General features: G+C 52.3%; 12 protein-coding genes. 7 read left to right on the top strand and 5 right to left on the bottom strand.

Annotation, left to right across the window (positions count from 1 at the left end; all coding sequences use genetic code 11):
* Positions 1 to 90 precede the first annotated feature (90 nt).
* The gene (gene mpl / locus EL111_RS06475) at positions 91 to 1,467 is read left to right on the top strand and encodes a UDP-N-acetylmuramate:L-alanyl-gamma-D-glutamyl-meso-diaminopimelate ligase (RefSeq protein ID WP_123795390.1); all 1,377 of its coding nucleotides are present in this window, start codon (positions 91 to 93) and stop codon (positions 1,465 to 1,467) included.
* Positions 1,468 to 1,712: 245 nt separating this feature from the next.
* Positions 1,713 to 2,339 carry an NAD(P)H-hydrate epimerase gene (locus tag EL111_RS06470; protein WP_123795389.1) on the top strand — a complete coding sequence of 209 codons (627 nt, stop codon included), beginning with the start codon at positions 1,713 to 1,715 and terminating at the stop codon, positions 2,337 to 2,339.
* Between the two features lie 418 nt (positions 2,340 to 2,757).
* Here EL111_RS06470 and yhbY read toward each other — a convergent pair whose 3' ends face one another.
* Positions 2,758 to 3,042, bottom strand: coding sequence for a ribosome assembly RNA-binding protein YhbY (yhbY, locus tag EL111_RS06465; RefSeq protein ID WP_123795388.1), 285 nt, complete (start codon positions 3,040 to 3,042; stop codon positions 2,758 to 2,760).
* Positions 3,043 to 3,298: 256 nt separating this feature from the next.
* Between yhbY and EL111_RS06460 the strand changes: the two genes are divergently transcribed.
* Together EL111_RS06460 and ftsH are read left to right on the top strand one after the other, a co-directional pair.
* Entirely contained in the window at positions 3,299 to 3,919 is a 621-nt protein-coding gene (locus EL111_RS06460; RefSeq protein WP_123795387.1) for an RlmE family RNA methyltransferase, read from the top strand.
* A gap of 66 nt (positions 3,920 to 3,985) precedes the next feature.
* Complete coding sequence (gene ftsH, locus EL111_RS06455) at positions 3,986 to 5,962, top strand: ATP-dependent zinc metalloprotease FtsH (RefSeq protein WP_126325847.1); 1,977 nt, start codon at positions 3,986 to 3,988, stop codon at positions 5,960 to 5,962.
* Positions 5,963 to 6,302: 340 nt separating this feature from the next.
* Here the strand turns inward: ftsH and yciA are convergent, their stop codons facing one another.
* The 4 genes from yciA to hscA all read right to left on the bottom strand — a co-directional run bounded on the left by yciA (position 6,303) and on the right by hscA (position 9,989).
* Complete coding sequence (gene yciA / locus EL111_RS06450; protein WP_123795385.1) at positions 6,303 to 6,758, bottom strand: acyl-CoA thioester hydrolase YciA; 456 nt, start codon at positions 6,756 to 6,758, stop codon at positions 6,303 to 6,305.
* Between the two features lie 205 nt (positions 6,759 to 6,963).
* Positions 6,964 to 7,161, bottom strand: coding sequence for a Fe-S cluster assembly protein IscX (iscX, locus tag EL111_RS06445; RefSeq protein ID WP_123795384.1), 198 nt, complete (start codon positions 7,159 to 7,161; stop codon positions 6,964 to 6,966).
* A 525-nt stretch (positions 7,162 to 7,686) separates the two neighbouring features.
* Positions 7,687 to 8,025 carry an ISC system 2Fe-2S type ferredoxin gene (fdx, locus tag EL111_RS06440; RefSeq protein ID WP_123795383.1) on the bottom strand — a complete coding sequence of 113 codons (339 nt, stop codon included), beginning with the start codon at positions 8,023 to 8,025 and terminating at the stop codon, positions 7,687 to 7,689.
* A gap of 101 nt (positions 8,026 to 8,126) precedes the next feature.
* Positions 8,127 to 9,989 carry a Fe-S protein assembly chaperone HscA gene (gene hscA / locus EL111_RS06435; RefSeq protein ID WP_123795382.1) on the bottom strand — a complete coding sequence of 621 codons (1,863 nt, stop codon included), beginning with the start codon at positions 9,987 to 9,989 and terminating at the stop codon, positions 8,127 to 8,129.
* 223 nt (positions 9,990 to 10,212) lie between these two features.
* Here hscA and EL111_RS06430 point away from each other — a divergent pair, with 223 nt between their 5' ends.
* The 3 genes from EL111_RS06430 to pnp all read left to right on the top strand — a co-directional run bounded on the left by EL111_RS06430 (position 10,213) and on the right by pnp (position 15,222).
* Positions 10,213 to 10,914 (top strand): 5'-methylthioadenosine/adenosylhomocysteine nucleosidase, encoded by a 702-nt coding sequence (locus EL111_RS06430; protein WP_123795381.1) that lies wholly within the window; start codon positions 10,213 to 10,215, stop codon positions 10,912 to 10,914.
* 171 nt (positions 10,915 to 11,085) lie between these two features.
* The gene (gene lepA, locus EL111_RS06425; RefSeq protein ID WP_123795380.1) at positions 11,086 to 12,879 is read left to right on the top strand and encodes a translation elongation factor 4; all 1,794 of its coding nucleotides are present in this window, start codon (positions 11,086 to 11,088) and stop codon (positions 12,877 to 12,879) included.
* A 237-nt stretch (positions 12,880 to 13,116) separates the two neighbouring features.
* On the top strand, positions 13,117 to 15,222 hold the full coding sequence (pnp, locus tag EL111_RS06420) for a polyribonucleotide nucleotidyltransferase (protein ID WP_123795379.1): 2,106 nt from the start codon (positions 13,117 to 13,119) through the stop codon (positions 15,220 to 15,222).
* Positions 15,223 to 15,321 lie beyond the last annotated feature (99 nt).

Genomic DNA, 15,321 nt, shown 5'->3' with positions numbered 1-15,321 from the left:
TACGCCCATTTGCAGACGGCCTTTTATCCATCGTATCAAATTCAGCTATAATGAGAACGTTTTTTCTTTATTTGAAGATTATATTTCATCATGAAACACATCCACATTATCGGTATCGGCGGTACGTTTATGGGCGGGATTGCCGCCATTGCCAAGGAGGCGGGATTTAAAGTCAGCGGCTGCGATGCCAAGATGTATCCGCCGATGAGCACCCAGCTCGAAGCCTTGGGCATTGATGTACACGAAGGTTTCGATGCCGCGCAGTTGGCGCAATACCAAGCCGACGTTTATGTTATCGGCAATGTCGCCAAGCGCGGCATGGATGTGGTTGAAGCGATTTTAAACCGCGGCCTGCCGTATATTTCCGGCCCGCAATGGCTGGCGGAGAACGTGCTGCACCACCATTGGGTGCTGGGCGTGGCGGGTACGCACGGTAAAACCACCACTGCCTCCATGCTGGCTTGGGTGTTGGAATATGCGGGACTCGCGCCGGGCTTTCTGATTGGCGGCGTGCCGCAGAATTTCAGCGTGTCCGCCCGCCTGCCGCAAACGCCGCGTCAGGATCCGCACAGCAAATCGCCGTTTTTCGTTATCGAGGCCGACGAATACGACACCGCGTTTTTCGACAAACGCAGCAAATTCGTACACTACCGTCCGCGCACGGCGGTTTTGAACAATTTGGAATACGACCATGCCGACATTTTCCCCGATTTGGCGGCGATTCAAACCCAGTTCCACCATTTGGTGCGCACCGTGCCGTCCGAAGGGCTGGTTGTCGCCAACGGCCGCGCCGAGCCGTTGCACGAAACCTTGGACAAAGGCTGTTGGACACCGATTGAGTGGTTCGGCAACCAAGCGGGCTGGCAGATTGAGAATGTCAACGAAGCGGGCGGTTTCGACGTACATTTCAAAGGCGTGCCGGCCGGTCATGTCGAATGGGAACTGCTCGGCGAACACAACCGCATGAACGCGCTGGCGGTGATTGCCGCTGCCCGCCATGCCGGTGTGGATGTTCAGACGGCCTGCGAAGCCTTGGGTGCGTTTAAAAACGTCAAACGCCGCATGGAAATCAAAGGCACGGCCAACGGCATCACTGTTTACGACGACTTCGCCCACCATCCCACCGCCATTGGAACCACCATCGCCGGATTGCGCCAAAAAGTCGGCAATGCGCGGATTCTGGCGGTATTGGAGCCGCGTTCCAACACCATGAAGCTCGGCACCATGAAAGCCGCGCTGCCGCAAAGCCTGCAAGAGGCCGATTACGTTTTCTGCTACGCCGGCGGCGTGGATTGGGATGTGGCCGGTGCGCTGGAGCCGCTGGGCGATAAGTTGCATGTGGGCGGGGACTTTGATGCGTTTGTCGCGGAAATCGCAGGCCGCGCACGGGAAGGAGACCAGATTCTGGTGATGAGCAACGGCGGCTTCGGCGGCATTCACGACAAGCTGCTGCAAGCGTTGGCATAATTCATTGATAGTCGGATAACACGGCATGAGGCAAGGCAGTAAGGCCGCATACAAAACAGCACGGGTCGGCGGACTTGCTGCTTCAGCAGTTTAATCGTGCCTCCTCTTCGAGCAAAGCACGGAAACGCCGTGCCATTCTGTGTCAAATGACTGTATTGACAAATGAAAGGCCGTCTGAACATGGAAACAAAATCAAAGATTTTGGCAAACCTGTTCAGACGGCCTTTTGAATTGAGGATTCGTTTATGAAAACCTATACTGCCGCGCAAATGCGCGAACACGAGCAAATGGCCGTAGATAAAGGCACGACGTTTGAACAGCTGATGGAAAACGCCGGACATGCGGCGGCGGCGGATTTGCTGCAACGCCGTCCGCAGCCGGGGCGCGTGCTGATGGTGTGCGGCAAAGGCAATAACGGCGGCGACGCACTGGTGATGGCGAGGGTGTTGCAGGCACACGGTTGGATGGCGGATGTGGTGTTGGCAGCAGGCAATACGCTTTCTGAATTGGCCGCATTGAATTTAGGCCGTCTGAAAGATTTGCCGTCTGTTTGCCTGATTGATTGGAACGAGGCGGAAAACCGTTTGACACGGGGCTATGATGTGGTGGTAGAAGGTATTTTCGGTACGGGTTTCAGCGGGGCATTGCCCGAGCATACCGCCGCCGTCTGCCGCCGGCTCAATTTTGCAGACGGCCTGAAAGTGGCGTTGGACATTCCCACCGGCTTGGATTGCGACAGCGGTACGGCGGATAAGGACGCATTTTGTGCCGATGTGACTTATACCTTTGCCGCATACAAGCCTGCACACTTCACCAAGCGCGGCAAGACTTTGTGCGGTGAGATTGTGTGTCTGGATATCGGGATAGATTGAAACCGAATGGTATTGATTAATTGTTGCTTGAGTTTGGAAAAGCCGGGGCTTTTGCAAAATTCATGACAAGGGCTGGCAGGGGCAGGTTTTATAGTCATTTAAAATAAGAATGATACATCGTTGCTTTGCCTTGCCGTACTATGTGTACTGTCTGCGGCTTCGCTGCCTTGTCTCATTCTTATTTTATTCGACTATACATCCGCCCGTTTGTTTGAGCTTTTTTGAAGTGGTCACTTTCAGGGTATTTAATTTTCAGGCGGTGTCCAACCTGCCTTTGCAATCAGTTTTGCTTTGTTTCCTGTTTTTGCAAAGGTCTTAAGTTGTAAGTCCGGATTGGGAGCGCAAGTGATGCAAAAAGGCCGTCTGCAAAACAACATGGTGCGGTTTTGCAGACGGCCTTTCAGTGTTTCAAACGCCATCAGGCTTCAAGGTTTTTACGCCACAATACCAACAGTTTGCCGATGTGTTGTACCAGTTGGGCATCTACTGCTTCGCACAGGGCGTTGCAGATTTCGATACGCTCGGCGCGGTCATCACCGAATACGCGGACTTTAATCAGCTCGTGCGCGGTCAGCGCAGCATCGGTTTCTTTAATCACGGAGTCGGTTAATCCTTGCTGACCGACCATGACTACCGGGTGGAGGTGGTGGGCGCGGGCTTTGAGTGCCAAAATTTCTTTGGTGCTGAGAGTGTTGTCGGTCATGTCTTACTGTTTGATAGAAAATAATAATAATCGGGCATTATACATCAAATTTGGTGCGGATTTTTAGATTTTGAGCAGCATGAGGCCGTCTGCAAAACGGCATAAAGCGAAAGGACTATGCGGAAGGAGTTTTACAGACGGCTTGTGCGGATAGTGATTGCTAAAAATAAACGGCTGTTTGTGTGATTTAGCAGAAAATCGGCGCAAAATAACGTACAATAGCAGGCATTTGATTTTACTTGGGCAGGAATACGGCATGGCGGTACGTTCCAAATCTTCCAAAGCGTGGCTCAACGAACATGTCAATGACCATTATGTGCATTTGGCGCAAAAAGAAGGTTATCGGGCGCGGGCGGCTTACAAACTTTTGGAAATCAATGAGAAAGACAAGTTGATTAAGCCCGGTACGGTATTGGCCGATTTGGGCAGCGCGCCCGGAAGCTGGTCGCAGGTGGCGGCCAAGCTGACGGGGAAAAACGGGGCGGTATTTGCCTTGGATATCCTGCCGATGGAGGAAATCGACGGTGTGTCGTTTATTCAAGGCGATTTTCGTGAAGACGGGGTGTTGGTGGAGTTTGAGTCTTTGCTTGATAAGCGTCCGCTAGACCTTGTAATTTGCGACATGGCACCCAATATGTCGGGTAACGCCGTAACCGATCAGGCGCGCAGCTTTTATTTGTGCGAGCTGGCATTGGATTTTGCCGCCAATCACTTGAAGCAGGGCGGGAATTTTTTGGTTAAGGTTTTCCAAGGCGCAGGTTATCAGGAGTATATGGCAGCCATGCGCGAAATCTTTGCAGTGGTGCAAACGCGCAAGCCCGAGGCTTCGCGCAATCGTTCCAGTGAGATTTATTTATTGGGTAAAAATAAACGCTGACAATACAGGCAGCGTGTTTTACAATCGTTTCTTTCATTTATTTTTAATCTATGGAGTGCCTGTTCAGTGGGGAATACCATTAAACACATCTTGGTTTGGGTCGTGTTGGGCGTTGCGTTGATGGCAGCGTTTAATGCGCTCGGCAACAAGCAGGAAGACAAACAGCAAATCGAATATTCGCAGTTTGTCCAACAGGTAAACAATGGCGAGATTGCCAGCGTCAATATCGAGGGTTCGGTGGTCAGCGGTTATCTGATTAAAGGCGAGCGTACCGATGAGAGCGCGTTTTTTACCAATGCGCCGCTCGATGATAATCTGATTAAAACCTTGCTGGATAAAAACGTGCGCGTGAAAGTAACGCCCGAAGAAAAACCGAGTATGCTCGGCAGCCTGTTTTTCAGCCTGCTGCCGGTATTGCTGCTGATTGGCGCGTGGTTTTACTTCATGCGTATGCAAAGCGGAGGCGGCGGAAAAGGCGGGGCGTTTTCTTTCGGCAAAAGCCGTGCCAAACTGTTGGATAAAGATGCCAATAAAGTAACTTTTGCCGATGTTGCCGGATGTGATGAAGCCAAAGAAGAAGTGCAGGAAATCGTTGATTACCTGAAAGCGCCGAACCGCTACCAAAGCCTCGGCGGACGCGTGCCGCGCGGTATTCTGCTGGCAGGCAGCCCGGGTACGGGTAAAACGCTGCTGGCCAAAGCGATTGCAGGCGAAGCGGGCGTACCGTTCTTCAGCATTTCCGGTTCTGATTTTGTGGAAATGTTTGTCGGTGTGGGTGCCAGCCGTGTGCGCGATATGTTCGAGCAGGCGAAGAAAAATTCTCCGTGTATCATTTTCATTGATGAAATCGATGCGGTGGGTCGTCAACGCGGTGCCGGTTTGGGCGGCGGCAACGATGAGCGCGAGCAGACGTTGAACCAGCTTTTGGTGGAGATGGACGGCTTTGAAAGCAATCAAACCGTAATTGTGATTGCCGCAACCAACCGTCCTGATGTCCTTGACCCTGCCTTGCAGCGTCCGGGCCGTTTTGACCGCCAAGTAGTGGTGCCGCTGCCGGATATCCGCGGCCGCGAACAAATTTTAAAAGTACATGCGAAAAAAGTGCCTTTGGACGAATCAGTAGATTTGACTTCTTTGGCGCGCGGTACGCCGGGCTTTTCCGGTGCGGATTTGGCAAACTTGGTGAACGAAGCTGCTTTGTTTGCCGGCCGCCGCAATAAAATCAAAGTCGATCAAAGCGACTTTGAAGATGCCAAAGATAAAATCTACATGGGCCCTGAGCGCCGCAGCATGGTTATGCACGAAGACGAGAAACGTGCCACGGCTTACCACGAGGCAGGTCATGCCATCGTAGCCGAAAGTCTGCCGTTTACCGATCCGGTACATAAAGTAACCATCATGCCGCGCGGTCGTGCGCTGGGCTTGACTTGGCAGCTTCCGGAGCGCGACCGTATCAGCATGTATAAAGACCAAATGTTGAGCCAGCTCTCTATTCTGTTCGGCGGCCGTATTGCGGAAGATATTTTTGTCGGACGTATTTCCACCGGCGCCTCCAACGATTTCGAGCGCGCCACGCAAATCGCACGCGATATGGTAACGCGTTACGGCATGAGCGATAAAATGGGCGTGATGGTGTATGCTGAAAATGAAGGTGAAGTGTTCTTGGGCCGCAGCGTGACCCGTTCGCAAAACATTGCCGAGAAAACCCAGCAGGCAGTAGACGAAGAAGTCCGCCGTATTTTGGACGAGCAGTATCAGGTTGCTTACAAAATCTTAGATGAAAATCGCGATAAGATGGAAACCATGTGTAAAGCACTGATGGATTGGGAAACCATCGACCGCGATCAGGTGCTGGAAATCATGGCAGGCAAGCAACCCAGCCCTCCTAAAGATTACAGCCATAATTTGCGTACCGAAGATTCGGAAGCTGAAGCGGCTGCGGATAGTGCGGCATCGGAAGAGCCTGTATCGGGCGGTACTGCAGAGCCTGTTGAAAATCAGCAGCAGAATGTTGTGGAAGACAAACCGGAAAGCCGTCTGTAAGTTTCGGCAAATAAAACAGCAGCCCGATGGCTGCTGTTTTTTATCGGTAGAACATATAGTCATTTAAAATAAGAATGATACAGCGTTGCTTTTCCTTGCCGTACTATGTGTACTGTCTGCGGCTTCGCTGCCTTGTCTCATTCTTATTTTATTCGACTATAAAAAACCGTCTAAGAGAACAGACGGTTTTTTTATACTTGTACCAATTTGGTTTGATTCAGCGTTATGCATCTTGCCGTGCAATCTGTATTGTCTTCGGCTTGCTGTTTTGTTTCAATCTGAATGAAACGGCTATACAGACCGGCAAGCAGAAGCCATACGGCAACTGCTTGCCGTTTGTTTAGCAGACGGCTTTTAATACTTCTTCCAATTTAGGATTGTTGGTTTTCGGAATCGGGCGGGGGCGGCCGTTGTCATCGATGGCAACATAGGTAAATACCGCTTCGGTAACCAGTTCCAGACGGCCGTCTTCTTCTTGATTGGGAATAAACGGCTTGACCCAAACTTCGACTTTCAGTTGCAGCGAAGTATTGCCGACTTTAACAAAACGCCCGTACACGCTGACGATATGGCTGACTTGTACAGGACGGATAAAGCTCATTTCCTCCACGGCAACGGTAACAATCCTGCCTTGTGCGATTTCTGCCGCCAGAATGCCTCCGCCCAAATCCATTTGAGACATAATCCAGCCGCCGAAAATATCGTTGTTGACATTGGTATCACGGGAGCGGGCGACGGTACGCAGCAACAATTCGCCTTCAGGCACGCTGTGGGAAGGTTGGTTACGCGGGTTCATGATTTCTCCTTTATTTTGATGTATGTAGAACGGACATTGTACGATAAAAATATGCCGTCTGAAAATGCTTTGCAGAAATAGCAGATTTGCTGTTTGAGCATTTGCAGACGGCCTTGATGGATACAGTCAGTGTCGGATATAAAAGCCGCAGGATAAGACAGAGTATCAAGGGCTTGCGGAGGTGAACCGGATAGATGGTAAGCGTTTATTCGGCTTCTTCAATCCATGCCTGCTGCACCGCTTCCAGAATGCGCTCGCCGCAGCGTGCGGGATCGTCGTCGAAATCCGGCAGGGCCAGAATCAAATCGCGCAGTTGGGTAAAGCGGACGGTTTTGGGGTCGATGCTGTCGCCGTGCAAATCAAACAGCTCTTCGGCAATGCGTTGGGTATCTGTCCATTTCATGATATTTCCTTTGTCGGGTGGTGGATAGAATAATGCAAACAGTTGACGATGGGGATTGTTGCCCAATAAGGGTCTGAGGGTACGGGGCAAAGTATGATGGTTAAGTTGTCAGGTTTCGGTATCACAGATTGTGCTTGCGGTGATTTGACACCGTAACGGATTTAGCTCTGTATGGCTACTGTTTGTCTATACTCTATATGGTGTAAGAGCAGGGCGGCGGTGCTGCAAAATGATGCGGCGGCGACTGAATTTGCAGACGGCTAAAGCCGCTCATTTTTCAGTTGTCGATACCGATAACCGCAACTGCTTGTTCTGACATGCTAACAGCATGATGCAATCCGAGCTGCAGTTGTACACAAAGGAAGCAGACCATCGCTAAAACGGCAAAATCAAGCCATACCGCTTTCTGCAATACGGAGAATGAGCGGCAGTATGGCCGACTATGCCCCTTATGCAGGGCAGGTCGGCACGCAAGCCGCCGCTTCTCAAACGCGTTCTGCTGAAATCAAGCAGCGATTTTAAAGATTAATGCTCACGCGCGTGGTTGATGGTGTATTTGGGGATTTCCACAATTAAATCTTCACCGGCCACGACGGCTTGGCAGCTTAAGCGGGAATCTGCTTCCAAACCCCATGCTTGGTCGAGCAGGTCTTCTTCCAATTCGGTCGGCTCTACCATGCTGTCGAAGCCTTGGCGGATAATCACATGGCAAGTGGTGCAGGCGCAGGATTTTTCACAGGCGTGGTCGATATCGATGTCGTGGTCGAGCAATACGTCTAAAACGGTTTCGCCTTGCGGGGCATCGTTGATAACCAAACCTTCGGGGCAAAGGGTTTCGTGGGGTAATACGGTAATTTTCGGCATGTGTGTTCTCTTTTATATGTATATGGTTATAAAACAAATGGCGGTTTTGCAGACGGCATATCATGAAGCGAAGCCGTCTGTAAATGATGTCAAACAGTTTGTCAGATGTTGTCTACGCTTTGACCGGCCAGCGCACGTTTGATATTGCGGTTCATGCGCTTGGCGGCGAAGTTGTCCGTACTGCGACCGAGTGCGGATACTGCGGCGCGGATTTCTTCGGCATTGCCGTTTTGCAGACGGCTTTGTAAGGCGGCAGTATCGGCTTGGATAGCGGAAAGTTCGTCTGCCGACAGTAAATCGCTGTCCAATGCCAGCGCGGCTTCAATCGCACCAAGCAGGCTTTCCGCTTCTACTGCGGCCTCGGCACGGGCGCGGGCGGCCATGTCTTCCGCCGCATTGCTCATGCCGTCTTTCAGCATTTGGGTGATGGTGTCGTCATCAAGGCCGTAGGAAGGTTTGACCTCGATTTGGGCTTGAACGCCGGTGCTTTGCTCTTGTGCGGATACAGACAGCAGGCCGTCTGCATCGACTTGGAAGGTTACCCGGATACGCGCCGCGCCGGCTGCCATCGGCGGAATGCCGCGCAAGGTGAATTTGGCAAGGCTGCGACAGTCGGACACCAGTTCGCGTTCGCCTTGAACCACATGAATGGTCATGGCAGTTTGACCGTCCTTAAAGGTGGTAAATTCCTGTGCGCGGGAGGTCGGCAGCGTGGAATTGCGCGGAATGACTTTTTCCGCCAAGCCGCCGTAAGTTTCCAAACCGAGTGAAAGCGGGGTAACGTCGAGCAGCAGCCATTCGCCGTCTGCTTTATTGCCGGCAAGGACATCGGCCTGCATGGCTGCGCCGAGCGCGACCACTTCGTCGGGATTGAGGTTGTTCAGCGGTGTTTGACCGAAGAATGTACCGACGGTTTGCTGAACGTGCAGCATACGGGTTGAGCCGCCGACCATAATCACGCCGTTGACATCGGCTTTGCTGATGCCGGCATCTTTCAATGCCTGCTTGACCGGTTCGATGGTTTTTAATACCAAATGCTGGGTCAGATTGTGAAATTCCTGCCGAGTAATCACGGTATCCACGATTTTGCCGTCTGAAAGTGTTGCGCGGACGGCGGTGCTGGTTTCGGTGGTGAGTGCTTCTTTGGCGGAGCGGGTCAAAGCAAGCAACAGTTGGCTGTCTTGTTCGTTCAGTTGCGACAGTTTGTTTTGTTCGAGCAAATGGCAGAACAGACGGTGGTCGAAGTCGTCTCCTCCCAGTGCGCTGTTGCCGCCGGTTGCCTTAACTTCAAACAAGCCTTTGGTGAGCTGCAATACCGATACGTCAAACGTACCGCCGCCCAAATCATATACGACAAACGTACCTTCGGAGGCATTGTCCAATCCGTAGGCAATCGCGGCGGCAGTCGGTTCGTTCAAAAGGCGCAATACGTTCAATCCTGCCAGACGCGCCGCATCTTTGGTGGCTTGGCGTTGTGCATCGTCGAAATAGGCGGGAACGGTAATGACCGCACCGACCAACGCTCCGCCCAAACTGGCTTCCGCACGGTTTTTCAAGGTTTTCAGAATTTCGGCAGACACTTCAATCGGCGTTTTCGCCCCTTGGCGGGTATGCAGCTCGATGACACGCTCGTTTTCGCCGAAACGGTAAGGCAGATAATGGCTTGCTTGCTGCAAATCCGCCAAAGTCCGGCCAATGAGGCGTTTGGCGGAGCTGACGGTGTTTTGGGGATCGATTTTCTGCGCTTTCAGAGCGTCCGCACCCACTTCGATTTCGCCGCCGCTGCCGTAGCGTACGACAGAAGGCAGGGTCTTGCGGCCTTTTTCATCGGGCAAGCAAACCGCGCTGCCGCTTTTCACGGTGGCTACAAGGCTGTTGGTCGTACCCAAATCGATACCGACGGCAAGGCGGTGTTGGTGGGGGGCGGCAGACATGCCGGGTTCGGAAATTTGCAGAAGTGCCATGATGTGTGCCCTTTGAATCTGTATTTTATATTGCAGCGCATTATTTTAGCAGAATTTGCGTGGATAGTTGAGCCGTTTGGTCGGAAATACGCAGTCCGACGGGCAAAATCATGCCGTCTGCAAAATGCGGCAGCTAAAACCTCTCGGCGGGACGTGTTTTACAGACGGCTTTTGCGGATATAATGGCGGCTATTGAAATATTCAAACACGGAAAGGATAGGGAATGACTGTGCAGACAATCGCCGTTATCGGCGCGATGGAGCAGGAAATCGAATTGTTGAAAGCGGCCATGGAAGATGTTTGCCCGTTATCGTTTGGGAAGTTTGCAGCGTATGAAGGCAAGCTGTCCGGCAAGCGCGTGGTGCTGGCGCTCAGCGGTATCGGCAAGGTCAATGCGGCGGTGGCGACGGCTTGGGTAATCAGGGAGTTTTCGCCGGATGCGGTCATCAATACGGGCAGCGCGGGCGGCTTGGCAAAAGGTTTGAAGGTCGGCGATGTGGTGGTCGGTACGGCAGTGGCACATCATGATGTCGATGTGACGGCGTTCGGCTATGTTTGGGGACAGGTACCGCAACTTCCGGCTGTGTTTGAGAGCAATGAAAAACTGGTGGCCGCAGCAAAATCGGCGGCCAAAGCCTTTGAAGGCGCGGCAGTTGCAGACGGCCTGATTGTCAGCGGTGATCAGTTTGTCAGCAGCAGCGATAAGGTTGCGGCAATCCGCAGCCGTTTCGAAGGAGTGCAGGCGGTGGAAATGGAAGCGGCGGCAATCGCCCAAACCTGTTACCAACTAAATGTACCGTTTGTGGTGATTCGTGCGGTATCCGACTCGGCGGACGAAAAAGCGGACATCAGTTTCGAGACTTTTTTGCAGACGGCAGCAACCGCTTCTGCACGCATGGTTATGGATATTGTCGCAGCGGTATAGTGGCGGCACGGCTGCCCCCGACAAACAATAATATGCAAAATATGGTTTTTCAGCTAGAATGACAGGTTAACTGTTTTATGCTAAATGCCGTCTGCAAAATGATTCCGCATCGTCAGGCATCGATTTTACAGACGGCATTTCACGATTATTTTTTATACTTGTTGCCAATACATGAAAAATATCCGAAATTTCTCCATTATCGCCCACATCGACCACGGAAAGTCCACGCTGGCCGACCGCTTTATCCAATATTGCGGCGGCTTGGATTTGCGCGAGATGAGTACGCAGGTGCTGGATTCGATGGACATCGAAAAAGAGCGCGGCATTACCATTAAGGCGCAAACCGCCGCTTTGAACTACAAAGCGCGCAACGGTGAGGTTTATCAGTTGAACCTGATTGATACGCCCGGACACGTTGACTTTTCTTACGAAGTATCCCGCTCGCTTTCCGCTTGCGAAGGCGCGTTGCTGGTGGTCGATGCTTCGCAGGGTGTGGAAGCGCAGACGGTGGCAAACTGCTACACTGCAATTGATTTGGGCGTGGAGGTGGTGCCGGTGTTGAATAAAATCGACCTGCCCGCTGCCGACCCGGACCGTGTGTCGCAGGAAATTGAGGATATTATCGGCATTGATGCTGTCGGCGCGGTAACGTGTTCCGCCAAGTCGGGCATGGGTGTGGAAGACGTATTGGAAGAAATCGTCGCCAAAGTGCCTGCGCCGGAAGGTGATGAAAACGCGCCGTTGCAGGCGGTGATTATTGATTCGTGGTTTGACAATTACGTCGGCGTGGTGATGCTGATCCGCGTGAAAAACGGCACCATCAAGCTGAAAGACAAAGTGCGTTTTATGGCCACCAAAGCCGAAACGCAAGTGGAGCAGTTGGGTATCTTTACCCCGAAATCCGTGCAGAAGCAGCAGCTTTCGGCAGGCGAAGTAGGCTTTTTGATTACCGGCGTGAAAGAGTTGGGACAAGCCAAAGTCGGCGATACCGTTACTTTGGCCGCCAACCCGGCCGATGCGCCGCTGGCAGGCTTTAAAGAAGTGCAGTCGCAAGTATTCGCCGGACTGTATCCGGTGGAAAGCCACGACTACGAAAATCTGCGCGATGCCTTGGAAAAGCTGCAACTCAACGATGCGGCCTTGAAATTCGAGCCGGAAGTATCGCAAGCCTTGGGCTTCGGTTTCCGCTGCGGCTTCTTGGGCTTGCTGCATTTGGAGATTGTTCAGGAGCGGCTCGAGCGCGAATTCGATATGGATCTGATTACCACCGCGCCGACGGTGGTGTATGAAGTGGTGTTGAAATCAGGCGAAAAAATCGAAGTGGAAAATCCGTCGAAGCTGCCCGATATCGGCAGCATCGAAACCATTCTCGAGCCGATTATCACCGCTACGATTCTGGTGCCGCAGGAATATGTGGGCAATGTGATGACATTGTGCAACCAAAAACGCGGCGTGCAGGTGAATATGCAGTATATGGGCCGCCAAGTGATGCTGACCTACGATTTGCCGATGAACGAAGTGGTGATGGATTTCTTCGACAAACTCAAGTCCACCTCGCGCGGCTATGCTTCTTTAGACTACGAGTTTAAAGAATTCCAGCCGTCTGATTTGGTGAAACTCGACATCATGGTCAACGGCGAAAAAGTCGATGCGCTGAGCCTGATTGTCCACCGCCAAACTTCGGTACACCGCGGCCGCGAGCTGGCATCCAAAATGCGCGAACTGATTCCGCGCCAAATGTTTGACATTGCGGTACAGGCCGCCATCGGCGGACAAATCATCGCCCGCGAAAACGTCAAAGCCCTGCGCAAAAACGTATTGGCGAAATGTTACGGCGGCGACATCACGCGTAAGAAAAAACTTCTTGAAAAACAAAAAGCCGGTAAAAAACGCATGAAACAAGTGGGCAATGTGGAAATCCCGCAAAGCGCGTTTTTGGCGATTTTGGAAGTCGGGGACAAGTAAATCCTTGCGAAAAAGGCCGTCTGCAAAATATTTTGCAGACGGCCTTTTCTCGTTGATAATGCTCATTTTCATATGGATTCAGATACGGTTTACCGTTATAATCAGCGGTTAGGTGGCTTTAGGCCGTCTGCAAATTTTAACCCTGCCGCACACCCTGAAACCCTAACCATGCACATTCCATTGATAAGTGTGCATTATTAGCGTTTTAGCGGTGCGGCAAAACCGAAAGGAATATTCATGTTTGACAAACACGTCAAAACCTTCCAATACGGCAACCAAACCGTTACTTTGGAAACCGGCGAAATCGCCCGTCAGGCCGCTGCCGCAGTGAAAGTATCCATGGGCGATACCGTGGTGCTGGTCGCCGTTACCGCCAATAAAGAAGTCAAAGAAGGGCAGGATTTCTTCCCGCTGACCGTAGACTATCTGGAGCGTACCTATGCTGCGGGTAAGATTCCCGGCGGCTTCTTCAAACGCGAAGGCAAGCAAAGCGAAAAAGAAATTCTGACCAGCCGCCTGATCGACCGTCCGATCCGTCCGCTGTTTCCGGAAGGTTTCTACCACGATATCCAAATCGTCGCCATGGTGGTATCCGTCGATCCCGAAATCGATTCTGATATTCCTGCCATGCTGGGTGCGTCTGCCGCGCTGGTGTTGAGCGGCGTACCGTTTGCCGGCCCGATTGGTGCCGCACGCGTGGGTTATGTAAACGGCGAATACGTTTTGAACCCGACTAAGGCGCAATTGGCCGAATCCCGCTTGGATTTGGTGGTTGCCGGTACGGCCAAAGCCGTGCTGATGGTGGAGTCCGAAGCCGACATTCTGCCGGAAGACGTGATGTTGGGCGCGGTGGTGTACGGTCATGACAAAATGCAGGCCGCCATCAATGCCATCAACGAATTTGCCGATGAAGTGAATCCCGAAGTATGGGATTGGAAAGCACCGGAAACCAATGAGGAATTGGTGGGCAAAGTGCGCGAAATCGCCGGAGCGAAAATTGCCGAAGCGTTCAAAATCCGCCAAAAACAAGCGCGTACCGCCAAGCTGGACGAGGCTTGGGCGGCTGTAAAAGAAGCCTTGATTACCGAGGAAACCGAAACGCTGGCGGCCAACGAAATCAAAGGCATTTTCAAACATCTGGAAGCCGATGTCGTCCGCAGCCAAATTTTGGACGGCCAGCCGCGTATCGACGGCCGCGACACCCGCACCGTGCGCCCGCTGAACATCCAAACCGGCGTATTGCCGCGTACCCACGGTTCCGCCCTGTTTACCCGTGGCGAAACCCAAGCCTTGGCCGTAGCCACTTTGGGCACGTCCCGCGACGAGCAAATTATTGACGCATTGAGCGGCGAATATACCGACCGCTTCATGCTGCACTACAATTTCCCTCCGTATTCTACCGGCGAGTGCGGCCGTATGGGTGCGCCGAAACGCCGCGAAATCGGTCACGGCCGTTTGGCAAAACGCGCATTGCTGGCCGTTTTGCCGTCTCCGGAAGACTTCAGCTATACCATGCGTGTGGTTTCCGAAATCACCGAGTCCAACGGCTCATCTTCAATGGCTTCAGTGTGCGGCGGCTGCTTGAGCCTCCTGTCTGCCGGTGTGCCGTTGAAAGCACACGTTGCCGGTATCGCCATGGGCTTGATTCTGGACAACAACAAATTCGCCGTATTGACCGACATTTTGGGCGACGAGGACCATTTGGGCGATATGGACTTCAAAGTGGCGGGTACCACCGAAGGTGTAACCGCGCTGCAAATGGATATTAAAATCCAAGGCATCACCAAAGACATCATGCAAATCGCTTTGGCACAAGCCAAAGAAGCCCGTCTGCACATCTTGGCACAAATGCAGGAAGCGGTATCCGGCCCGCAAGAGCTGTCTGCTCACGCACCGCGCCTGTTTACCATGAAAATCAACCAAGACAAAATCCGCGATGTCATCGGTAAAGGCGGCGAAACCATCCGCGCCATTACCGCCGAAACCGGTACCGAAATCAACATCGCCGAAGACGGCACCATCACCATCGCCGCCACAACCCAAGAGGCAGGTGATGCCGCCAAAGCCCGTATCGAGCAGATTACGGCCGAAGTGGAAGTGGGCAAAGTCTATGAAGGCACGGTCATCAAATTGCTGGACAACAATGTCGGCGCGATTGTATCCGTAATGCCGGGCAAAGACGGCTTGGTACACATCAGCCAAATCGCCCACGAGCGCGTGAAAAACGTCAGCGACTACCTGCAAGTCGGCCAAGCCGTCAAAGTGAAAGCCTTGGAAGTAGACGACCGCGGCCGCGTACGCCTGTCTATCAAAGCCTTGCTGGAAGCACCTGCTGCCGAATAAGGTTTGATTGGCATATAAAGCAAAAAGGCCGTCTGTAAATATTTTACAGACGGCCTTTTTTTTGAACAATCGGAAAAGGAATCAAAATGAAGGCACTTC

Origin of the sequence: Neisseria animalis, from assembly GCF_900636515.1 — a bacterium.
GTDB lineage: Bacteria > Pseudomonadota > Gammaproteobacteria > Burkholderiales > Neisseriaceae > Neisseria > Neisseria animalis.
This window is presented reverse-complemented; position numbering and strand designations above follow the sequence as displayed.

Bases quoted from the DNA above. Each gene is read 5' to 3' on its own strand.
- hscA (WP_123795382.1), bottom strand. From the start codon at position 9,989: ATGGCACTTCTGCAAATTTCCGAACCCGGCATGTCTGCCGCCCCCCAC.
- EL111_RS06430 (WP_123795381.1), top strand. From the start codon at position 10,213: ATGACTGTGCAGACAATCGCCGTTATCGGCGCGATGGAGCAGGAAATC.
- yhbY (WP_123795388.1), bottom strand. From the start codon at position 3,042: ATGACCGACAACACTCTCAGCACCAAAGAAATTTTGGCACTCAAAGCC.
- lepA (WP_123795380.1), top strand. From the start codon at position 11,086: ATGAAAAATATCCGAAATTTCTCCATTATCGCCCACATCGACCACGGA.
- EL111_RS06470 (WP_123795389.1), top strand. From the start codon at position 1,713: ATGAAAACCTATACTGCCGCGCAAATGCGCGAACACGAGCAAATGGCC.
- pnp (WP_123795379.1), top strand. From the start codon at position 13,117: ATGTTTGACAAACACGTCAAAACCTTCCAATACGGCAACCAAACCGTT.
- mpl (WP_123795390.1), top strand. From the start codon at position 91: ATGAAACACATCCACATTATCGGTATCGGCGGTACGTTTATGGGCGGG.
- fdx (WP_123795383.1), bottom strand. From the start codon at position 8,025: ATGCCGAAAATTACCGTATTACCCCACGAAACCCTTTGCCCCGAAGGT.
- yciA (WP_123795385.1), bottom strand. From the start codon at position 6,758: ATGAACCCGCGTAACCAACCTTCCCACAGCGTGCCTGAAGGCGAATTG.
- EL111_RS06460 (WP_123795387.1), top strand. From the start codon at position 3,299: ATGGCGGTACGTTCCAAATCTTCCAAAGCGTGGCTCAACGAACATGTC.
- iscX (WP_123795384.1), bottom strand. From the start codon at position 7,161: ATGAAATGGACAGATACCCAACGCATTGCCGAAGAGCTGTTTGATTTG.